21 protein-coding genes are annotated in these 20,510 nt (G+C 52.2%); 10 read left to right on the top strand and 11 right to left on the bottom strand.

What is annotated here, in order from left to right:
* Positions 1–1,638: tetratricopeptide repeat protein (locus ACR0P9_RS00920; RefSeq protein ID WP_432616970.1), on the top strand; the 1,638-nt coding region annotated here is incomplete at its 5' end.
* A 54-nt stretch (positions 1,639–1,692) separates the two neighbouring features.
* On the opposite strand, the gene ACR0P9_RS00925 is transcribed toward ACR0P9_RS00920, so the two are convergent.
* A complete protein-coding gene (locus ACR0P9_RS00925) occupies positions 1,693–1,944 on the bottom strand; it encodes a hypothetical protein (RefSeq protein WP_432616971.1) in 252 nt (83 codons plus the stop codon).
* Positions 1,945–2,107: 163 nt separating this feature from the next.
* Here ACR0P9_RS00925 and ACR0P9_RS00930 point away from each other — a divergent pair, with 163 nt between their 5' ends.
* Positions 2,108–2,569 (top strand): hypothetical protein, encoded by a 462-nt coding sequence (locus ACR0P9_RS00930; protein ID WP_432616972.1) that lies wholly within the window; start codon positions 2,108–2,110, stop codon positions 2,567–2,569.
* Here ACR0P9_RS00930 and ACR0P9_RS00935 read toward each other — a convergent pair.
* The 6 genes from ACR0P9_RS00935 to ACR0P9_RS00960 form a co-directional block, all read right to left on the bottom strand.
* Entirely contained in the window at positions 2,564–3,508 is a 945-nt protein-coding gene (locus ACR0P9_RS00935) for a CehA/McbA family metallohydrolase (protein WP_432616973.1), read from the bottom strand. The two genes, ACR0P9_RS00930 and ACR0P9_RS00935, sit on opposite strands and share 6 nt — an antisense overlap.
* Positions 3,505–4,662, bottom strand: a complete 1,158-nt coding sequence (locus ACR0P9_RS00940) for a glycerophosphodiester phosphodiesterase (protein WP_432616974.1) — start codon at positions 4,660–4,662, stop codon at positions 3,505–3,507. Before ACR0P9_RS00940 ends, ACR0P9_RS00935 begins: the two co-directional genes overlap by 4 nt.
* Positions 4,663–4,768: 106 nt before the next feature.
* Positions 4,769–5,614: an ABC transporter permease gene (locus ACR0P9_RS00945; RefSeq protein ID WP_432616975.1), complete on the bottom strand. Its 846-nt coding sequence runs from the start codon at positions 5,612–5,614 to the stop codon at positions 4,769–4,771.
* A gap of 33 nt (positions 5,615–5,647) precedes the next feature.
* A complete protein-coding gene (locus ACR0P9_RS00950; RefSeq protein ID WP_432616976.1) occupies positions 5,648–6,820 on the bottom strand; it encodes an extracellular solute-binding protein in 1,173 nt (390 codons plus the stop codon).
* Between the two features lie 25 nt (positions 6,821–6,845).
* Positions 6,846–7,820, bottom strand: coding sequence for an ABC transporter ATP-binding protein (locus tag ACR0P9_RS00955; protein ID WP_432616977.1), 975 nt, complete (start codon positions 7,818–7,820; stop codon positions 6,846–6,848).
* 20 nt (positions 7,821–7,840) lie between these two features.
* Entirely contained in the window at positions 7,841–8,686 is an 846-nt protein-coding gene (locus ACR0P9_RS00960) for an ABC transporter permease (protein ID WP_432616978.1), read from the bottom strand.
* Between the two features lie 311 nt (positions 8,687–8,997).
* On the opposite strand from ACR0P9_RS00960, the gene ACR0P9_RS00965 reads away from it, so the two are divergent.
* The 7 genes from ACR0P9_RS00965 to ACR0P9_RS00995 all read left to right on the top strand — a co-directional run bounded on the left by ACR0P9_RS00965 (position 8,998) and on the right by ACR0P9_RS00995 (position 15,164).
* On the top strand, positions 8,998–9,657 hold the full coding sequence (locus ACR0P9_RS00965) for a glycerol-3-phosphate responsive antiterminator (protein ID WP_432616979.1): 660 nt from the start codon (positions 8,998–9,000) through the stop codon (positions 9,655–9,657).
* Between the two features lie 190 nt (positions 9,658–9,847).
* Complete coding sequence (locus tag ACR0P9_RS00970; protein ID WP_432616980.1) at positions 9,848–11,296, top strand: NAD(P)/FAD-dependent oxidoreductase; 1,449 nt, start codon at positions 9,848–9,850, stop codon at positions 11,294–11,296.
* A complete protein-coding gene (locus ACR0P9_RS00975; protein WP_432616981.1) occupies positions 11,293–12,555 on the top strand; it encodes an NAD(P)/FAD-dependent oxidoreductase in 1,263 nt (420 codons plus the stop codon). The genes ACR0P9_RS00970 and ACR0P9_RS00975 overlap by 4 nt, the downstream gene beginning before the upstream one ends.
* Positions 12,552–12,908 carry a DUF1667 domain-containing protein gene (locus tag ACR0P9_RS00980; RefSeq protein WP_432616982.1) on the top strand — a complete coding sequence of 119 codons (357 nt, stop codon included), beginning with the start codon at positions 12,552–12,554 and terminating at the stop codon, positions 12,906–12,908. The genes ACR0P9_RS00975 and ACR0P9_RS00980 overlap by 4 nt, the downstream gene beginning before the upstream one ends.
* Positions 12,909–12,928: 20 nt before the next feature.
* The gene (locus ACR0P9_RS00985; protein WP_432616983.1) at positions 12,929–13,654 is read left to right on the top strand and encodes an MgtC/SapB family protein; all 726 of its coding nucleotides are present in this window, start codon (positions 12,929–12,931) and stop codon (positions 13,652–13,654) included.
* 20 nt (positions 13,655–13,674) lie between these two features.
* Complete coding sequence (locus ACR0P9_RS00990) at positions 13,675–14,370, top strand: MgtC/SapB family protein (RefSeq protein ID WP_432616984.1); 696 nt, start codon at positions 13,675–13,677, stop codon at positions 14,368–14,370.
* Between the two features lie 47 nt (positions 14,371–14,417).
* The gene (locus ACR0P9_RS00995) at positions 14,418–15,164 is read left to right on the top strand and encodes a glycerophosphodiester phosphodiesterase (protein WP_432616985.1); all 747 of its coding nucleotides are present in this window, start codon (positions 14,418–14,420) and stop codon (positions 15,162–15,164) included.
* A 125-nt stretch (positions 15,165–15,289) separates the two neighbouring features.
* On the opposite strand, the gene ACR0P9_RS01000 is transcribed toward ACR0P9_RS00995, so the two are convergent.
* The 3 genes from ACR0P9_RS01000 to ACR0P9_RS01010 form a co-directional block, all read right to left on the bottom strand.
* Positions 15,290–16,504, bottom strand: coding sequence for an ATP-binding protein (locus ACR0P9_RS01000; RefSeq protein ID WP_432616986.1), 1,215 nt, complete (start codon positions 16,502–16,504; stop codon positions 15,290–15,292).
* 141 nt (positions 16,505–16,645) lie between these two features.
* Positions 16,646–17,305, bottom strand: a complete 660-nt coding sequence (locus ACR0P9_RS01005) for a YdcF family protein (protein ID WP_432616987.1) — start codon at positions 17,303–17,305, stop codon at positions 16,646–16,648.
* Positions 17,306–17,313: 8 nt separating this feature from the next.
* Positions 17,314–18,648 (bottom strand): toll/interleukin-1 receptor domain-containing protein, encoded by a 1,335-nt coding sequence (locus ACR0P9_RS01010; RefSeq protein ID WP_432616988.1) that lies wholly within the window; start codon positions 18,646–18,648, stop codon positions 17,314–17,316.
* Between the two features lie 170 nt (positions 18,649–18,818).
* Between ACR0P9_RS01010 and ACR0P9_RS01015 the strand changes: the two genes are divergently transcribed.
* Positions 18,819–19,310 carry a YbjN domain-containing protein gene (locus ACR0P9_RS01015; protein ID WP_432616989.1) on the top strand — a complete coding sequence of 164 codons (492 nt, stop codon included), beginning with the start codon at positions 18,819–18,821 and terminating at the stop codon, positions 19,308–19,310.
* Between the two features lie 81 nt (positions 19,311–19,391).
* Here the strand turns inward: ACR0P9_RS01015 and ACR0P9_RS01020 are convergent.
* On the bottom strand, positions 19,392–20,510 hold a 1,119-nt coding region (locus tag ACR0P9_RS01020), incomplete at its 5' end, for a tetratricopeptide repeat protein (RefSeq protein WP_432616990.1).

A 20,510-nucleotide genomic window follows, 5' to 3' on the forward strand; every position in this document is an offset into this window, starting at 1 on the left:
ATTTTAACCTGCTTCCGGCAGGACGAGGGCTATGCGCCGGAACAGAGCGTGCTGGACTTCATGAATACGCTGGACGAACAGCTCGGCCACTATTTCAAAAAATACACGCATATTGATTCGGTGAAACTGCTCCTGCTGCTGCAAATGAAGCTCATGCATCTGGATGTGCCGATTGAAGTGGACAATTCCATGGTGACTGTGGACGGAAAGACGGTTCTGACACTGGAAAACATCCCGATGTGGGCGGAAAACAGCGATTTTCAAAAGCTGAAAGCCGAATATCATGCATGTGAGCAGGCATATTTAGACGCCAAAGCTGCGACAGCTGACCCGCTGACCGACTCTGCATTTTTACAGGCGAGTGAGCAGTGGCAGGACGCGAAAAAAGCCCTGCGCGAACTGGAACAGGAGCTGTTTGCTATTGCCCTCAAAATCGAGGAAAAAAACAATGACGGCACATTGACCGCACGCCAGCGCAAGGCGTATGAACTCATGGAACAGGGCGATGCCGAGGGCGCAGACCGCATTCTTGACCTGCGAGAAATCCTGGATGACATCGCACACAAAGAAAATCTTGCACAACAGATAGACGAAGGTCTGGAACAAAACGTACAAGAGATGCTCCAGAAGATTGCCATCAAGAAAACACAGGTTAAAGATCCGAACCGCTTTGATGAGATTCGAGAGATTTATGCGGAGGCTGTCGGCTTAGAAGAACGGAGACATTTGAAAAAAATCGCCATGTGGGAATACATTTCGTATCTGCATGACCAACATGACTACAAAACAGCAATCCCTCTGGCAAAGCGGTATCAGCAGTATATGGAACTGCAAAGTAGCAAACAGGAAATAGTAGCTGCAGCAAATATATTAGGTATTTTGTATATGGATACCAACCAGATGAAACTGGCAGAACAGGAGTATCTGCGGGCGAAGGAGATTCTAGAGGAGCTGGCACAGGAGAGCCCGGCGGCATATCTGCCGGACTTGGCGAAGATCTATAATAACTTAGGCACTTTATTTGCTCAAACTAATCGAGCAGATTTAGCAAGGAAAGAATTTCTACGAGCAAAAGACATTTATAAGCAGCTGGTGAAAGAAAATTCGGTAGAATGTCTACTGGGCTTGGCGAAAAGTTGTAATAATTTAGGTTTATTATATTCAGACACCAATCAAATGGATTTGGCAGAAGTGGAATATCTGCAAGCAAAGAAAATTAAAGAGCAACTAACAAAAGAGAAACCTACAGCATATCTGTCAAACTTGGCAACCACTTGCGACAACTTAGGTAATTTGTATGCGAATACCAAGCAGATAGACTTGGCAAGAGCGGAATATCAGTGGGCAAAAGAGATTCGAAAACAGCTAGCACAGGAGAATCCAGCAGCATATTTACCCGACCTGGCAGATAGTTGCAACAACTTAGGCGGTCTATATTATAAAACTAATCAGCCGGATTTGGCGAAGAAAGAACTCCAGCAGGCAAAGGATATTTACGAGCAGTTTGTAAAGATTTCGCCGGAACGGTATACAACGTATTTGCAAATAGTTTGTGATAATTTACAACTGTTATCAGAATTAGAAAAGGAAGAAAAGCGAGGATTCTTCAGCCGTTTGTTTTCCAAGTTCAAAAAGTAAGAGAATCCCCCTCCCACCGGTTACGGCAGGAGGGGGATTTCTGTGTTCAGCAGGTTATCTGTTCGGCAATCGCTCCAACAAGGCTTCGGCGACAGCGGAGAAATCTTCTCCCTCCACCTGCCGGAATACATTCGGAGCCAATTTTTCCAAAACAAAAACGGTGTGCGGGTCGTCGTTTGCAATCAGAGAAACAAAGGTCTTGCCGGACATATCAAACTGGTCGGACAGCTGGTGATACGTACTGTGCAGCTGCTGGGCAATGTCACAGGTCGGAATGGTGTACACGTGAATGGCTTGCTTTTTCATGAAGATTCCTCCTCTTTCTCTAAGATGCTTTCAGTTTATCATACAAAAAAGAAAGAATTTTTCGGGAGAAAAAGAATATACCATCCGCCGTTTTGCTCCGCAGAAAAAAAGACAAAAAAATCCTCCTGTATACTGGAAAAAACCAGATAGAGGAGGAAAAGATATGAAATACCATGCAAGGGATTATTTGGCTGTGCTGGGTTCCCACGCCGCACTGCTGCTGGCTGTGTACGCGTGGATCAGCGTGGGTCTGCCGACACCAGCGGCAGGGGAATTGACGGTATACCTGCATGTCCTGCTGAGCGGCATGTTCTGCCTGGTCTGCACCAGCGGGTGGAGCGGCTTCGCGGCGACCGTCGCTATGCTGCTTTTGCTGTGGAACGTCCCGCTGGAGCAGATTTTGCAGGCGTGTCGTTTTTCCGTGCTTTTGGCGCATGGGAAATTGGTTTTGCTGGTCATTGCCTTGGCGGCGGTGTACTCGTTTACGCGGTACGACTGGGTGCAGAAGCTGTTTGCCGCGCTGCGCGTGGAGGTGTTTTTTCTTCTGCTGTTCGGCGTGCTGATCTTTCCGCGCTTGGGCATCGACGCGCTGGGCGTCTTGGCGTCGATCTTCTGTGCATCATGAGCCGACAAACACCGGATTCGTCATCGCGAGCATCTGTTCCGGCCGGTCTTCGTATGTTCCCATGAGATCCATGCGCACCCAGCCGCGCGGCAGCGTGAGGTCGGCTTGCGTCTGGGTCAGCGGATAGCGGTGCAATTCGGTTCCGTTGCTGACCACGCGGACATGGTCCGGCTTGGCGTCTGCACAAGCGTGCGCGTTCGTCAGCTGCCAATGCAGCTGTGCCGGTCCTGCCGGAATCGTGTCGCCGCACTGCGCGATGCGGCCCTGTGTCTGGATGGACAGCGTGAGCAATTGCCCCATAGCGAGGCAGACGCGGCCGTTTCGCAGGGCATCGAGTACGGCGTCCTGCGTCAAGCTGCCTTCTGTGCCGATATACGTCCGGGCGTATGCCAGATCATCCTGCCGGTGCCAGTCTCTTCCGCTCGTCGCGGTGATGTGACAGCCGCGGTCAAGCAGCTGCTCCCACAGCTCGATGGCGCGCAGGCTTTGAATTTTGACCGGCGCGCGGTCGCGGGACCACACTTCTAAAAAATCAATGGCGTCCCAATCGGATACCTGAAATTCCCAATGGTATCCGGTTTTGACCGGATTGGAGATGGCGAGCGGATGGGCAATGCCGACGACACCGGCATGGGCGTGAATCGCACGGATGGCGGCATCAATGTCTGCGGGCTGTACGCCGCGCCAGTCGGTATAGCCCTGCTCGCCCAACACGAGCATGTGTCCCCAATAGGTCGTCCATTCGATGCCGGCAATCGGCACGAGGTGTTCTTTCTCTGCCCACGCGAACAGCTCCGGCAGACCGGCTTGAGAGTTGTGGTCGGTGCCTGCGATGCCGCAAAAGCCGCATTGCTTTGCCGTCATGACCAGAGAAGCCGGGACAAAATCGCCGTCACTGTGCTGGGTGTGGGTGTGCAGTTCAACCGGATACCAATTCATAGCTGTCTCCCTTCTACACGAAGTGTGCCCGTACAAGTAGGGGAAATGATCTCATGCAGGTGCAGCATACCGCGCCATTGTCCCTGCATGTCCTGCGGCGAGGAAAAGCCGAACGAGGCATAGTCTGTCGAAATCACATGGTCCTGTGCTGTGTCCCATCGGTGCCCATTTCCCAGATAGACCCCGTCTTTTTCCAGCGACAGGGTAATGAGATTCTTAACCGGCAGATACTGCTGCACGGTCATAGGCTCCAGCTCTCTGGGATAGCGGTCATAGTAGCGGGTGATGGCGTCTTCTACCTGCCGGACACACGCGGCATTTGTTTCGTCTCCCGGGGCATAGGTGAACGAGATGTGCAGCTCCTGCACCGAGGCAGGGCAGGAAAAGGCGAAGGGAACGTCAGAGGCGCTGTGTGCGGGGTGCCAGACAAAGCTCTGGTCAAATAGGGCGCACGAAGAACAGGACGCCTCTGCGGCCGTCTGCGCGCCTGTATGCGGCAGGGACAACGCTTGCGCGATGCGGCGCGTCGTGATGTTGTACACGCCGTGTGCGCGAAGCCAAGCCATGCGCGCGGGACGGTTGACCGTCCAGACCGACAAACGGATGTGCTCGCGTGCGGCAATCACCAGCACGCGCTCGTCCACGACCAACTCGCAGAGATTGATAACGCCGACGCCGACCGCCCGACACCGCGCACACATTTCCTGTACGCCGCGCGGCGCCGCGTCCGGATCTGCGGCGCACTGCTCGTAAAAATCAGGGAAGCAGTTCTCTATGTTCCAGTAGACCTGTCGGGCGCGGAAGTCGGCGTCGGCCATGTGCTCCGGCTGTACGGTGCCGGACAGAATCAGGCGCGGCTGCATTCCTGTCTGCTGGGCGAGCCGGAGCACCTCGCGTTCGAGATGCGGTTCTTTCAGATCGCAGTTGACGCGCATCGACGGGTGTGCGGCTGCTTCTTCCAGCACTTCGCGCAGGGTGACGGGGTTTTCTCCGATGGTATCGTGGCCGAGCAGCAGCTCACCGGTGACGGGATGCCGCCGCACATCGACTTCTAGGGCGTCTGCCTGCGTGCGCAGGGCGTAGCGGACAAACAGCATACTGTTGTCGGGAACGCCGTCTGCGCCGGAATGCGCGGTCCATAGCTGTTGTTTCATCGAGTTTTCCTTCCTTTCTCCGAGTAAAAAACGCCCGAAAGTGGACAATCCACTTTCGGGCGTGTACATGGTGCCCTGTAAGAGTGGTACAGAGGCAGAATCCAATTTACTTTTCCCAGTCCTGTTCTTTCAGGTTCGTGTAGATGTAAACACCTGCGGAAACCGAGCAAATCAGGAACATGATGACGGACAATGCAGCGGAGCGGTTGTAGGCCAGATACTTGTTGAACTGGTCAAACAGCGCGATGCCCAGCATCTTCGGCGAGTTGCCGCCCATCAAGTACGGGGTGGTGAACGAGCCGACGTTGGTCATAAAGACAAATGTCGCTGCGATGATGACGTCCTTGATGGAAAGCGGCAGAATCATCGACGTAAACGTCTTGAGCTTGCCTGCGCCGACATCGCGTGCGCCTTCGATGATGGAGTCCGGAATTGCACCGAGACCCGCGGTAATCATCATGGCCGCAAACGGGATATTGAACCAGAGGTTCATGATGATAATGCCGCTCGCGTGGTACATGAGACCCAGCTTGATGTTCACGCCGAACAGAAGACCGAGGCGGTTAATCAGACCGGAGTCGCGGATGATGGTAATCATAGCGTATACCGCACACATTGCCGGTACGAAACGCGGAACCAAATACAGCGTGCCAATGAGCTTGGAGACCTTGGATTTGGTAAACCGCAGGTACAAAGCCAGCAGATAGGCGACGACAATGGCAACAGCCACTGTGACGAAAACGACAAAGAGTGTATACAGCAGATTCTTCAGCTGTGCAGGCTCGGTAAAGAAGTACGCGTAATTGTCCCACGTAAATTCACCGGTCTTTTCGTCCTGAAAGCTCTGAATGACAGCGGATACGATCGGGTATGCTACTGTCAGCATAACGACGAGGAACGCCGGTATAACCATGCCATACGCTGCAAGCTGTTGTTTCAAATTCTTGCTCATAATATCAATTCCCCTTCGTTCCTATGGTAGTGTTTAGCCGAGTGCACCGATCTCGTTGTCCCAGCGCTGGTTGAAGTCTGTGGACAGGTCGCCGATGGACATGATGCGGAAGTTGTTGACATCGAGGTTTTCTACGTCCTCAAAGCCGGTCATATCGATCTTGGAGGTGTCAATCAGCGGAATGGCAGCCATATCATGAACGAGGAGTTCCTGTGCCTTATCCGACAGCATGTAGTTCATGAAAGCGTATGCGCCGTCGGTGTTGGAGCCGAAGGTCGGAATGACGAGGGACTGGAAGGAGCCTGTCAGTGCCGGCTCGATCTGGGTGATCTTGATGGTGTCCTTCAGGGTGCCGTCTGCGCGCTGAGACAGAACCATGTCCGCCCAGTTCGGGCACATGTCGATTTCGCCCTGGTTGAGCAGATCCAGCGTGCCCTGGTTCTTGTTCGGGTAAACGATGGAGCCGCCGGACTTGTACATGTACTGGTGCAGGCTCTTGAGGTACTCAAAGCCCTTGCCCCAGCTGTCTTCCCACTTGGTGTCGTCGGAAGTGATGGCTTCCTGATCCATGAAGTTGTACACGGCTGTGCGGGCAAAGGAATCGCCTGCGCCGCCGGTGCCCGGGGTGTTGTACGCGAAGCGGCCCGGGTTTGCCTTGATCCATGCGGTCAGCTCGTCCCAAGTCTTCGGTGGGTTGGTGACCTTCTCGGAGTCATAGGCCAGAACGACTGTGGTGCCGCGGAACGGCTGGGCGTAGTCGGTTGCCACGCTGCTCTTGGCGGAAACGCCTGCGGCGTTCGGAACCTTCGAGCTGTCCAGCTTGACAAACGCGTCTTCGCCGATCTGAGAGACAACCTTAGACAGGTCGTCGCCGCCCAGGTCTACGATGTCATAGTCGGTATTTTCCTGATTTGCCTTCTTGGCGGACGCGAGCATGTCGGTCAGGGTCTGGGTACCGGTGCCGTTGAGCATGAAGTTCAGCTTGACTTCGTACTTGCCTGCGTACTCAGAATTCTTGTTAAAGTCATCGACCAGGGTCTCGTATACTTCGCGAACGTTGTCGGAACCGGTTGCCCACAGGGAAACCGTCTTGGCGTCGCCGGAGGAATCGGAACCGCTGGACGAGCCGCTGCTGCCGCAGCCGGTCAGTGCAGTCGCTGCCATACAGCCTGCCAGAACCATTGCGAGGAATCGTTTCGATTTCATAATAATACTCCTTCTCCGAATAAACTTATTGGTCAAAAACAGAATGCTTTCCGATCTTTAAGCTGATGGCGTCGCCAACAGCAAGTTTGTCGCTGATTTCGCGGTCGACGAAACACTTGATGACGTTCTCGCCGCACTGCGCGGTCATGGACACGTAGTGACCCATGAGCATGGTGGTGCGGACAACCGCGTCCATATCGCCCTTGCCGCTGCCGAGCAAGACGGTCAGATCTTCCGGACGAACGGCAATGGTCTTGCCGTCCTGCTTGATGAAGTTCATCTCGCCGATGAAGGATGCCACGTGCAGCGTCTGCGGGCTGTCGTAGATTTCTTCCGGCGTGCCGACCTGGTCGAACTTGCCCTTGTTCATGACGACGATGCGGTGAGACAGTGCCATAGCCTCTTCCTGATCGTGCGTGACGAAAATGACGGTGATGCCGAGATCGCTCTGAATCTTCTTGAGCTCTTCGCGCATCTGCTGGCGAATTTTCGCATCCAGTGCGGAGAACGGCTCATCCAGCAGGAGCAGGGAAGGCTTGAGGAGCAGGGAGCGCGCGATGGCGATGCGCTGCTGCTGGCCGCCGGACAGCTGACCCGGATATTTCTTCTCAGTGCCGCTCATGGAGACCAGAGCGAGCATGTCTTTGATGTCCTTGTCGTACTGCTTCTTGGGGATTTTTCTCAATTTCAGGCCGAACGCCAGATTTTCGTAGATGGTCATGTGCGGCCACAGGTTGTAGCTCTGGAATACCATCGCTGTCGGGCGTTTTTCCGGCGGCAGGGCGACGATGGACTTGCCGTCGATGGTGATGTCGCCGCTGGTCACGTCGAGAAATCCGCCGATGGTGCGCAAGATCGTCGATTTGCCGCAGCCGGACGGGCCGAGGAAGGTGACGATCTCGCCTTCATAGACATCCAGGTTAATATGCTCAACGCCGTCGCCGTTGTCATATTTCTTTGTCATGTCCTTGATCTGTAATTTTATCTTACGGTCACTCATATTTTCCGTTTACCTCCAAATCACTTCATCTTAAAGCCGCCTGCGATTGCCTCCGGACCGATGTACTTGCGCATCAGGAAAATCATGACTGCCGACGGGATAATCAGCAGAATCGCAAATACCGCGCCGATCTGCACGGCGGAGGAGTCGAGCACGATGCCGTACATGGCAACCGGCATGGTCTGAATCTTCGCCAGACCGACCAGCATGGTGCCCTGCGCCTCTTCCATCGAGCCGAGGAAGGTGTACAGCGTCGCAACCGCAATGCCCGGCATGGCCATCGGGAGCGTTACCTTGAAGAAGGTGCGAATCGGGCCCGCGCCGACATCGCGCGCGGCCTCTTCCTGCTGCCGGTGCACGGAGCGGAACGCGCTGGACGGGAGCCATACCATGAACATCATCGAGTTAATCATGTGGATGACGATGACGCCCAAATACGTACCCATCAGGCCGTATTTGTAGAACAGAACGGCGATAGAGGTGTAGATACCCAGCTTCGGGAAGGCGTTGGTGAGCAGGAACGACAGCATGAAGATCTTTCTGCCGCGGTACTTAAACCGGGCGATAGAGTAGGCTGCCGGGATACAGAACACCATCGAGACCGCCGTGGTGATGATCGCGATGACGAAGGACTGTACGATGGACGATACCAAGCTCTTCTGGCTGAACACGTAGCCCCACCACTTGAAGCCCCATGCGTGCGGCAGAACATTCGGTGCGCTGTAGTCGTTCGCGAACGCCAGCATCAGCATGTTCATCAGAGGGCCGTAAAAGAACAGAATAAATACTGCGAGCAGAATGAATTCCAGGAACTTTTTTCGTCCCACCGCGTGATAAAATCGTCTGGGGTTTAACATCTTAAACATGAAGATTCCACCTCTCTTTTCCTTGTTAAACCGTTTCTCTCTCAAATTAGGAACCCGAGTCAACAGTGCGTGCAAAAGCAAAAAAGGCGCAAAAAAATCAAGCCGCCACAATTGTAGAGTCCGACACCTTTCCCGCAAAAAGGCCTAACCCAAAATTGCTTTGACTCGTTTCTCCGCAAGCACTGTTTGTTTGATTTGACCAAAGTATACCACAGCGTACGGGGCTCCGCAAGATAATTTTCACAAAGAAGTTACAATTTATAGGATTTTCACAATTTGTTTTCGACTTTTTTGTGCAGTTTTTCGACGCTGTGTTTGTATTTATCTTACCATTGTCCAAACACGTGTGCTATACTAAAACGGTAAAATATAGGTATAATTTATGCAAAGAGGGAGACGACATGTCCAACAAAACACTGGCCTTTGCCGAGGCGCTGCAGGATTCTCCTGTGATTTCGGCAGTAAAAAACGACGCCGGACTGGAGAAAGCCCTGTCCTCCGACTGCACGGTTCTGTTTATTCTATACGGGACCATCTTGAACATTTCGCAGCTGGTGCAGCGCGCCAAAAAGAGCGGGAAGATCGTCTTCGTGCACATCGACTTGATTGAGGGACTGAGCAGCAAGGACATTTCCATCGACTTTATCCAGCAGAACACGGACGCCGACGGCATCATTTCGACGCGTATCAACCAGATTCGCCACGCCAAACAGCTGGGATTTCTGACCATTCAGCGGTTCTTCCTGCTGGATTCGCTCGCCTTCGAGAACGTGTGCCGCCAGTCCACGCACGCGGACGCGGTGGACATCCTGCCGGGCACCATGCCGCGCGTCATCGAGCGTCTGCGCAAGAAAATCCGCCAGCCCATCATCGCCAGCGGCCTGATTTCCGACAAGCAGGACATTCTCGCCGCGCTGTCCGCCGGTGCCCTCGGCGTGTCCACGACCAGCGAGCCGCTGTGGTTTGCCTGAGCGCTTTGTGGAATTTCTGCAAAACTGTGCTTGCATTCGGGATTTTTTTGTGATATAGTATAGGCATTCAAAAGGGAATATTTGTTTTGGAGATTTGAGTCAAAGGATACACCGCGGAGGCGGTGCGTTTCTTTGACTTTTTTTGTGGAATTTTTTGAAACAAATCGTAACAATTTGGAAAGGGGAATGTATGATGATGTATGATGCGGCGATTATCGGCTGTGGCGTCATTGGTGCCTCCCTTGCGTACACGCTTTCCCAGTATGACCTGAACGTCATTGTTTTGGAACAGGAAAACGATGTGGCAATGGGTACGACCAAGGCCAACAGCGCCATTGTTCACGCCGGTTACGACCCGGAGCCGGGCACACTGCTCGCCAAGCTCAATGTCCGCGGCTCGGAGATGATGGAGGAGCTGTGCCAGCGGCTCTCCGTTCGCTACAAGCGCATCGGCTCGTTCGTGCTCGCCTTTGACGAGGACGATGTCAAGCATCTGGACAAGCTGTACGACAACGGCGTCAAAAACGGGGTGCAGGGGCTGCGTATCCTCACGGGGGACGAAGTCCGCGCCATGGACGCGAACATTTCCCAGAACGTCTGTGCCGCGCTGTACGCGCCGTCTGCGGCGGTCATTGACCCATGGGGGCTGTGCATCGCAGAGGCGGAGACCGCCGTGCGCAACGGCGTCACCGTCAAGTGCAGCAGCAAGGTGACAGGCATCGAGCAGAACGACGCATTTCTCACCGTACATACCGATTCCGACACCTACCAGACGCGCTTCGTCATCAACTGTGCGGGCGGCTGGGCGCACGAAATCAGCGCGATGACCGGCGAGCAGGAGTGGCAGGCGCACCCGTCGCGCGGCGAATATTATCTGCTGGACAAGTCGAGCGGCACGCTCGTCAACCACGTTGTGTTCCAGTGCCCGACCGCTGCCGGAAAGGGCGTGCTGGTTTCTCCGACCGTGCACGGCAACCTGCTGATCGGTCCGAACGCGGAGCACGTTTCCTCTCCGTACGACCGCGAAAACACGCTCGCGGGTCTGGACAAGATTGCCGAGACCAGCCGAAAGAGCGTCGACGGCATCGATTTGCGCCAGTCCATCCGCAATTTTGCCGGTGTCCGCGCGGAGACCTCCGAGTCGGATTTCATCATCCGTCCGTCGGCACACTGCCCGCGGCTGCTGCATCTGGCCGGTATCAAGTCTCCGGGTCTGTCCGCCGCGCCAGCTATCGCGGAATATGCCGCCCAGCTGCTGCATGAGATGGGCCTGCCGCTGGAGCCGAAGGCTTCTTGGGACGGCACGCGGAAGCAGATTCGCTTCAAAGAGCTGTCCGCAGAGGAAAAAGCGGCGCTCATCGCCAAGGACCCGCGGTATGGCCGCGTGATCTGCCGCTGCGAGACCATCACAGAAGGGGAGATCGTCGCCGCGATTCATTCTCCGATTCCGCCGTGCTCCGTCGACGGCATCAAGCGCCGCGCCGGTTCCGGCATGGGACGCTGCCAGGGCGGCTTCTGCGGCCCGCGCGTGCTGGACATTCTGGCGCGTGAGCTGCACGAGAGCCCGCTGGACATTTTACAGGACGGCGCAGGAACGCAGATCCTCATCGGAGAGACCAAAGGAGGGGCACAGGCATGAAATATGATCTGGTGATTATCGGCGGAGGCCCTGCGGGTCTGTCCGCTGCGTATGCGGCATGGGAGGACGGCTGTCACTCCATCTGCATTGTCGAACGCGACCGCGAATTGGGCGGTATTTTGAATCAGTGCATTCACAACGGCTTCGGCCTGCATTACTTTAAAGAGGAATTGACCGGTCCGGAATACGCCGGACGGTTCATCACCATGCTGCAGTCCACCGGCGTCGACGTCCGGCTGGATGCCATGGTACTGGATATTTCCGCCGACAAACAGGTGCATATCGTCTCTTCTGCCGGTGGCTATGAAGTGCTGGAGGCACAGGCGGTGATTTTGGCGATGGGATGCCGCGAGCGCACGCGCGGCGCGATTGCGATTCCGGGCACGCGCCCTGCCGGTGTGTTCACCGCAGGCACCGCCCAGCGGTATCTGAACATTGAGGGCTACATGGTCGGCAAGCGCGTGGTCATTCTCGGTTCCGGCGACATCGGCCTGATTATGGCGCGCCGCATGACCTTGGAGGGCGCAAAGGTGCTCGCCTGTGTCGAAGTCATGCCGTATTCCGGCGGCCTGACGCGCAATATTGTCCAGTGCCTCAACGATTTTGACATTCCGCTGTATCTGTCGCACACCATCACGGATATTCAGGGCAAAGACCGCGTAGAGCGCGTTGTCGTCGCACAGGTCGGCGCAGACCGCCGCCCGATTCCGGGAACAGAGATGACCTTCGACTGCGATACCGTTTTGCTGTCGGTCGGCCTGATTCCGGAAAACGAGCTGTCCCGCGGCGCGGGCATCGAGATGGACGCGCGCACCAACGGTCCGAAGGTCTATGAGAACATGGAGACCTCGATTCCGGGCATTTTCGCCTGCGGCAACGTGCTGCACGTGCATGATCTGGTGGACTTTGTGACGGCAGAGGCAGCCCGTGCGGGCAAGTCCGCCGCCGCGTACTGCAGGGGAGAGACCGCAGACGGCGCACACGTCTTGCCGGTCAGCAACGGCAATTTGGTCGGCTACACCGTCCCGCAGCACATCCACATGGATGCGGACTGGAAGACCGTAGACATCTTTTTCCGCGTGCGCGGGGAGCTGGGCAAGAGCAAGATTCTCGTCCGCGATGAGACCGACACCCAGATTGCCGCGTTCTCCAGAGAGCGCATGGCACCGGGCGAGATGGAAACCATCACGCTGCCGCGCGTGCTGCTGGAACAGGCACAGGGAGCAATTCGCGTATGCGTAGAGGAGGAACAGGCATGACAAACTTGATCTGCATTACCTGCCCAAAGGGCTGTCATCTGTGCGTAGATGAACAAAACGACTACGCAGTGACGGGAAATTCCTGCCCGCGCGGCGCAGAATACGGCAGAAATGAGCTGCTGCATCCGGTGCGCGTCATCACATCGACGGTGCGCATCACCGGAGCGATGATTCCGCGGCTGCCGGTCAAGACCGATCGTCCGCTGCCCAAAGAAAAGATGTTTGACTGTATGCAACTGATAAACCAAATCACGGTACAGGCACCGGTACAGGTCGGCCAGATCCTGGCCGCGAATATTCTCGGCACCGACGTCAATCTGGTTGCCGCCAAGACCCTGCCTGTCTATCCGTAATCCGGTCTTGCCGAAAGGAGGTGCGGCGGTTGCTGGACTATCTTCATGCTTTTAATCTGGCTTCCATCCTGTTTCGTCTCGCGCTCGCCGTGTTCTGCGGCGGCCTGATCGGCTTAGACCGCGGACGAAAGCACCATCCTGCCGGATTCCGCACGTATATTCTGGTTTCTATGGGCGCAGCACTCACCGTGCTGCTCAGCCAATACGAATCCTTGATGCTCACGACGCAGTGGGCGGACGTCGCGACACAAATCGGCCTGCGCACGGACGTGTCCCGCTTTGGCGCACAGGTTATCAACGGCATCGGCTTTCTCGGCGCGGGCACGATTCTCGTCACAGGGAAGCAGCAGGTGACGGGATTAAACACCGCCGCGGGGCTGTGGGCGTCCGCCTGCATGGGTCTTGCCATCGGCGCAGGGTTTTACTCCTGCGTCTGCATCGCGTTCGTGCTGATGATTCTGTGCTTTCAGGTGTTTCCGGCTGTGGATCACCTGATTCAGGAAAATGCGCGCGACATGAATTTGTACATCGAATTCACCTCGCTCAGCCATCTGGGAGACATCATCAACCGCATCAAACAGACCCGCGCGCAGATTTACGAAGTAGACATCACGCGCGGAGAGGAAAATCACGCGCAGATGCCGAGTGCCGTGTTCTCCATCCGCATTCAGTATCGCCGGACGCACACACAGATCATGTCGTTTCTTGCGGAATTGGACTGCATTCATCTGATTGAAGAGATTTAGTAGGGGAGGAGGGCGTTTCTGTGCTGTCATTTCTCGATCCGTTTCGCGTCGTCACCGTCGCCTCGGTCGCGCTGCGGCTGATTCTCGCCGTGCTGTGCGGCGGCGTCATCGGCATGGAACGCGCATACAAACGCCGTCCTGCCGGTTTCCGCACACACATTCTCATCTGTCTGGGCGCCGCCATGACCACGCTGACCAGTCAGTATCTGTACCTGAATCTGCATTATTACACGGACATGGCGCGCCTCGGCGCACAGGTCGTCGCGGGTATCGGTTTTATCGGCGGCGGCACAATCATCGTCACCAAACACCAGCGCGTCAAGGGCTTGACGACGGCTGCCGGTCTTTGGGTCTCCGCCATTATCGGGCTCGCGTTGGGAGGCGGCTTCTATGAGGGTGGTGTGCTCGTCACCATTCTGATTTTGATTGCGGAGCTGTTTTTCTCCAAGCTGGAGTACCACATGCTGCATCATTCGCGGGAAGTCAACATCTACATGGAGTACAGCAGCCGCGCCAGCTTGGACAAGGTGCTCCGCGTCCTGCGGCAGCATTACGCCAAGGTTCTCAACTTGCAAATCACCCGTTCGACAGCATCCGAACAACATCATTCCAGTGCGATTTTCTCTCTTCGACTGAATGGGCGATTCTGTACCTTGGAGCAGCTGCTGCAGCGGGTGTCTGCCGTGGACGGTGTCGTTTCTATTGAAGAATTATAACCCTAGCGGTATAATAAACACGAATGAAAAAAGAGGCGGTGTTTTTTATGAAAAAACCATTATTGCTTGCCCATCGCGGTTTTTCCGGCAAATATCCGGAAAACAGCCCGCTTGCCTTTCAGAAGGTCTGTGAGGAGACCCACTGCGACGGCATCGAGAGCGATGTCCATATCACCAAGGACGGAAAACTGGTCATCTTCCACGATGCTTCTGTCGAGCGCACCTCCAACGGCACCGGCTTCATCAAGGACTACACCTATGAAGAACTGCTGCAGCTGGATATTGGCGCTTGGAAGTCGCCGGAGTTCGCCGGACAGCACATCTGGACGTTCGATGAGCTGCTGGACTTCTGCAAGCAGACCAAGCTGCTGCTCAACATGGAGCTGAAGAACTACGAGGTCTTCTATGAGGGTCTGGAACAGCGCGTGATTGACGCGGTCACCGCCCACGGCATGACAGATCAGGTCTTTGTCTCTTCGTTCAATCACATTTCCATGCAGAACTTCAAAACTCTTTGCCCGGAAATGCAGACGGGTCTGTTATACGACAAGCCGTATCTGGATATCGACAAGTACATCGAGCGTTCCAACGCAGACAACATGCACCCGCGGTACATGCTGCTGCAGTACCAGCCGGAGCTGGTCGATCTGTACCACAGCCGCGGCATGAAGGTCAACACGTGGACGGTCAACGATGAGGAGAACATCCGCGACATGATTTCCCGCGGTGTGGACTGCATCATCTCCAATAACGCCGATCTGCTGTGCCAGGTGGCAGAGGATATGTGCGACTAAACACGAAAAAGCAAAACCGTCGAGCGAGAAATAACTCGCTCGACGGTTTTTTGTATGTTAATATACAGTGTGTTTATTATTGAACAAAATAAAGTTTTTGTTCAATTAGCGGAGCTGGGGGCAAATTACTCCCAGCTCTCCGCCATCAAAAAATCGCGGATGTTTCGGTGCTTGATGCCGTCTCGGCTCCTGTCGAACTCGTCCAACGACACGACATACTTGGGGAAATTGTCCCGAATGTGGTCGTAAACGCCGAATTCCCGTTGGATGGTCTGCTCAGATGCCAGCAAATAGGTCACCTGTACATAAATCTTTTGGTTCTGTTTCTCTCCGATGAAGTCAATCTCTTGATTTCCGGCCTTGCCCACGGTCACATGATAGCCGCGGCGCAAAAACTCCAGATACACGAGATTTTCCAAAACCAGCTGAATATCCCGCATATTTCCGCCGAATACGGCCTCTCGAATGCCATGATCGGCAACATAGTACTTTTCCTGTACCGCAAGAATTTTCTTCCCCCGTATATCCTGCCGCTGCACACGGTAAAATAAAAAGGCACTTTCGCACGCGCGGAGATAATTGAGGACGGTCTCCGGCGAGACCTTTCGCCCTTCACTCTTGAGATAATTGGACACAGACGTCGCGGAAAATGTCGTGCCGATATTGGCTGTGACATACGCGATAATCCGTTCCAGCAAATCCACATCACGAATCTTGTTGCGCTTGACAATGTCCTTCAGCACCACGGAATTATAGAGATCCTGTAAATACTGCCGACTTGGTTCGACTTCATACCGCAGATTGCTGAGGTACGGCATACCGCCCTCGGTCAGATAGGTAGAAAAACACTGCCCGATAGATGCATCCGGAACAATCGTCCGATACATATCAGAAAATTCCGCAAAAGAAAACGGATAGATGACAAACTCCACATATCGCCCTGCAAGATAGGTTGCCAGCTCTCCGGACAGCAATTTGGCATTGGAGCCGGTCAGATAAATATCACAGTCGAGATCCAGACGGAACGAGTTGATGCACTTCTCCCACTGCTCGACCTCTTGAATCTCATCAAAAAACAGGTATACCTTCCCTTCTATAGCCTTGGCGCGGGACAATACCTCTTGATACAGATTTTGTGCCTGACACAGGTGTGCATAGCGCATCTGCTCGAAATTATAGCAGATAAACTGCTGTTCTGATACGCCGGACTGCCGCAGCTCCTGCTGAATCAGCTCCAGCATGACGGATTTTCCGCTTCGGCGCAGGCCGGTCAGCACTTTAATCAGCTCATTTCCAATAAACGGACGAATCCGGCTCATATAGAGTTCTCGTTTTATCATGTCTGTCACGCTCCTCTCTTTTGCATTGTACCACAGATACGCTGGATATATAAGTAATTTTTTTATATTTTATCAGGTGTATCTGATAAAATGGATATTTTTTTATCCGCAGGCGCTGAACAGAGAGAAGCAAATATATACTTACGGCTGAATAATCTGACTGTCAAATCCATATTCTACCAGTCTTTTGTATGCATCCCATACATCGGACGGAATCTTTTGCGGAATTTGAAAGCCATTTTTCCCATAGAGATCAATTCGTTGTAAATCACCAACCATAATGTTCAAAAAATCTTCTACGCTTAGTTCATCAGAATACTGATAATACTCATAATATTCTTCATATGTCTTTTGCGGTGACGTGACAAGAAAAGATAATTCACTCCACTGTTTTTTTAATGTAGCATAAATTCTTCTTTCTTTAAACGGTTTATCCACAACGATATATCTGGAGAATGATATATTTTTCTGTCCCAGAAGTTGCTTTGTGTTGCGAATATTTTCCCCTGTATTTGTGGATTCGGATTCAACAAATATATGTTCGGCAGGAACACCTCGCTCTATTGCAATTTCTGCAAATTTTACAGCTTCAGGTTTTTTCCAAATATTCTTTGTAATGCGTCCCAGTCCACCGGTAAAAATAATTTGTTTGCCATAACCTGCTAAGTATAGTTCCGCAGCCCGCTCTGCGACATGGAGATCATGACTGCCAAAGCCCAGAATGCAATCCGCCCTCTCTAAAGGCTGATTTAAATGATGGTAATCCCATAATACTTTGGCATCTGTATTAAAATCGTACATAGTTTCTCCTATTCTGGCAAATCAAGATAAATCTGTTTCAACGATTCTAATTTTTCTTGCTTTCGCACCCAAAAATTACGTTTTGCCTCTGTATACGCAAAATGATAATATTTTTGCGCTAAATCTTGTTTGCCGATATATGTATAATACTCAAAAAAGTCTTGAAATAAACCTACTTTATAAATTGCTTCCAATCTATTTTCGCATATAGAAAAAGTATGCAGCAATGATGGGATCAGTTCGGAAGCTCGTTGAAAATCGTTCTTTAATACATAAAATTCAAATAGTCGTTTTTGCGTACAAAAAAACTCTCTTGGATTTTCTTCAATATCCGTCAACTTGGTACAAAGAAAATCACACATAACTTTTTCTTTGTTTAGAACAACTAACTCCCGTTGCGGTAACAATAATGCTTGCGAATACGGCAAGTCAAAGATTTCATTTTCATCATCAATAAAATGAATCAATTCTTCACAAAGGTCAGAGGCACATCCATAATTTCTTTCTTGTTTATAGGTAATAGCGATTAACCATTTAGCATAAACAACTCGTTGAAATGTCGTGGCATCATAAGATTCAGATGAAGATAATGCCTGAATTGCAGTTGTCAAATACTCTTGCGCTTCATGCACATAACGAATCTCTCCTGCATGGATATATATAACTGCCAATTGAATGTAGATTTCGCAGGCATTATATGAGTATAAATTTAAATTAAAAAACGTGTCTAAAATAGAGAATAAAAGAATTCCATCAACTAATTTCGCATGGAACCAATCTTTTATGATAGAAGCATTCGGATTTTCTCGATATTTTTTCCGAAGTTCTGTCAGTGATTTTGCGAATATTTTATTTAGTTCCTGAAGCGGATGATTTGAAATCCATTCAATAATCGGATAACGCCGGTTGGGAACACAGCTATCTTGTTTACAAAAAAGTTTGCCCGAGCGTGTCTCGCAAATTTCTTCAATAATTTCTTGAAAAACACCCGTCTGTTTTTCATATGCATTATATCGTTGTATATCAGTAAGGTAAAAGGCAAAACTATCCGTTAATTCACACGGTTCTAAAACTACCGGCAAGACAGTTTTTCCGTAGGTTAAAGCAAGACTTATTTCTTTTGCCACCCATGGAGATGATTGAGATTTTGCAGATAGCACCAGCAGAAAGAAAGTACAGGTCTTAATTGCCTTGGGAATCTCACTCGCATAATTTGATCCGGTCGGTATATCTCTCGGAGCAATCCAGCAAGCAATCCCGTTTTGCTCCAAAACAGTACAGATTGTCTGAGCAAGATGATGTTCCTGTGAATTATAACTGATAAAAACCTCTGGTTTATGCACACGATCACCTCGTTTTACCTACAAATACCAATTTTATTATATCGTTGCCGTCTCTTTTGTCAATAAGACACGAAATGCTTTTTTCCTCTTCAAAAAAATCCTCTCATTTTCGTATGGTATGCTTTTCTTACACAAAACACATACCCCATTTTAGAAAAGGAGAATGTACCATGAAACACTACTCGACAGACATCGCAAACGCTGTGCGGGAATTTCTCGATGCGGACGATTGGAACTACACCTTCCACGAGGACAAAGGCGTGTTCCACTTCAATCTGTCCACCAACAGTAGACTCAGAACCGTGAATTTTTTCGTCCATGTACGCAGCGATCATTACAAAGTTCTGTGTATCTCCCCGCTCAACGCAAATACCGACAACCCGCAGGACATGGCACGCATGGCGGAGTTTCTCACACGCGCAAATTACGGCCTGACATACGGCTGTTTTGAGATGGATTACTGTGACGGTGAAATTCGTTTCCGTATGGCTGTGGACTGCGACGGAGATACGATTCCCGCACCGGAGGTAATCAAAAGCAGCATTTACATCCCCGCTTCCATGTTCAGCCGCTATGGTTCCGGTATCGTCAGCACGATGTTTTCCGACGCAAGTCCGGCTGACCTCATCCGCAGCTGTGAAGAGGATGACGACGACGCATAATACGACAATGGAAGAAAAAATACGAAAGAGAATCCCCCTCCTGCCGTAACCGGTGGGAGGGGGATTATTCATAACTCTTTTTTATTCTTCTTCCTGCTCTGATAATAGCTCTAAATTATCACAGATCATCTGCAAATACGGTGTATACCGTTCCGGCGAAATCTTCGCAAACTGTTCGTAAATATCCTTCGCCTGTAATAATTCCCGCTCCGCCCAATCCATCCGGTTAGTCTGATAATACAAAAGACCTAAGTTGTAGCAGCTGTCTGCCAAGTCCGGCAGATATGCAGTTGGGTTCTCTTTCGCAAGCTGCTCTCGAATATCTTTCGCCTGCTGGTACTCCTGCTCCGCCAAATCCAACCGGTTGGTGTCCGCATACAAAAGACCTAAGTTGTTGCAGCTGCCTGCCAAGTCCGGCAGATACGCCGCCGGGTTCTCCTGTGCCAGCTGCTCTCGAATCTCCTTTGCTTGCTGGTACTCCTGCTCCGCCAAATCCAATCGGTTGGTGTATGAATACAAAACACCTAAGTTGTTGCAGCTCATCGCCAAGTCCGGCAGATATGCCGCTGGGTTCTCCTGCGCCAGCTTCTCTCGAATGTCCTTTGCCTGCAAATGTTCCTGTTCTGCCAGTTTCATCCGGTTGGTCTGATAGTACAAATTACCTAAGTTGTTGCAGCTCATTGCCAAGTCTGGCAGATAGGCTGTCGAGTTCTCATCTGCCAGCTGCCCATAGATTTTTTTTGCTCGTAGGTACTCCTGCTCCGCCAAATCCAGTCGGTTGGTGTATGAATACAAAACACCTAAGTTGTTGCAGCTCATCGCCAAGTACGGCAGATATGCCGCTGGGTTCTCCTGCGCCAGCTGCTCTAGAATCTCCTTTGCCTGCAGGTGCTCCTGCTCCGCCAGATCCATCCGGTTGGTATCTGAATACAAATTACCTAAGTTGTTGCAGCTCATTGCCAAGTCCGGCAGATATGCCGCTGGGCTCTCCTCCGCCAGCTGCTCTCGAATGTCCTTCGCTCGCAGATGTTCCTGTTCTGCCAGTTTCATCCGGTTGGTGTTCGCATACAAATTGCCTAAGTTGTTGCAGCTGGTTGCCAAGTTCGGCTGATATGCCGCCGGATTTTCCTCTGCCAGCTGCCCATAGATTTTTTTTGCTCGTAGGTACTCCTGCTCCGCCAAATTCAACCGGTTGGTGTC

Source organism: Butyricicoccus sp. (genome assembly GCF_050872565.1).
Lineage (GTDB): Bacteria > Bacillota > Clostridia > Oscillospirales > Butyricicoccaceae > Butyricicoccus_A.

What these genes read in the sequence shown, in the direction of transcription:
- ACR0P9_RS00995 (WP_432616985.1), top strand. Translation starts at nt 14,418, where the DNA reads ATGAAAAAACCATTATTGCTTGCCCATCGCGGTTTTTCCGGCAAATAT.
- ACR0P9_RS00955 (WP_432616977.1), bottom strand. Translation starts at nt 7,820, where the DNA reads ATGAGTGACCGTAAGATAAAATTACAGATCAAGGACATGACAAAGAAA.
- ACR0P9_RS01000 (WP_432616986.1), bottom strand. Translation starts at nt 16,504, where the DNA reads ATGATAAAACGAGAACTCTATATGAGCCGGATTCGTCCGTTTATTGGA.
- ACR0P9_RS00925 (WP_432616971.1), bottom strand. Translation starts at nt 1,944, where the DNA reads ATGAAAAAGCAAGCCATTCACGTGTACACCATTCCGACCTGTGACATT.
- ACR0P9_RS00935 (WP_432616973.1), bottom strand. Translation starts at nt 3,508, where the DNA reads ATGAATTGGTATCCGGTTGAACTGCACACCCACACCCAGCACAGTGAC.
- ACR0P9_RS00970 (WP_432616980.1), top strand. Translation starts at nt 9,848, where the DNA reads ATGATGATGTATGATGCGGCGATTATCGGCTGTGGCGTCATTGGTGCC.
- ACR0P9_RS00975 (WP_432616981.1), top strand. Translation starts at nt 11,293, where the DNA reads ATGAAATATGATCTGGTGATTATCGGCGGAGGCCCTGCGGGTCTGTCC.
- ACR0P9_RS00930 (WP_432616972.1), top strand. Translation starts at nt 2,108, where the DNA reads ATGAAATACCATGCAAGGGATTATTTGGCTGTGCTGGGTTCCCACGCC.
- ACR0P9_RS01005 (WP_432616987.1), bottom strand. Translation starts at nt 17,305, where the DNA reads ATGTACGATTTTAATACAGATGCCAAAGTATTATGGGATTACCATCAT.
- ACR0P9_RS00980 (WP_432616982.1), top strand. Translation starts at nt 12,552, where the DNA reads ATGACAAACTTGATCTGCATTACCTGCCCAAAGGGCTGTCATCTGTGC.
- ACR0P9_RS00940 (WP_432616974.1), bottom strand. Translation starts at nt 4,662, where the DNA reads ATGAAACAACAGCTATGGACCGCGCATTCCGGCGCAGACGGCGTTCCC.
- ACR0P9_RS00950 (WP_432616976.1), bottom strand. Translation starts at nt 6,820, where the DNA reads ATGAAATCGAAACGATTCCTCGCAATGGTTCTGGCAGGCTGTATGGCA.
- ACR0P9_RS01015 (WP_432616989.1), top strand. Translation starts at nt 18,819, where the DNA reads ATGAAACACTACTCGACAGACATCGCAAACGCTGTGCGGGAATTTCTC.
- ACR0P9_RS00945 (WP_432616975.1), bottom strand. Translation starts at nt 5,614, where the DNA reads ATGAGCAAGAATTTGAAACAACAGCTTGCAGCGTATGGCATGGTTATA.
- ACR0P9_RS00960 (WP_432616978.1), bottom strand. Translation starts at nt 8,686, where the DNA reads ATGTTTAAGATGTTAAACCCCAGACGATTTTATCACGCGGTGGGACGA.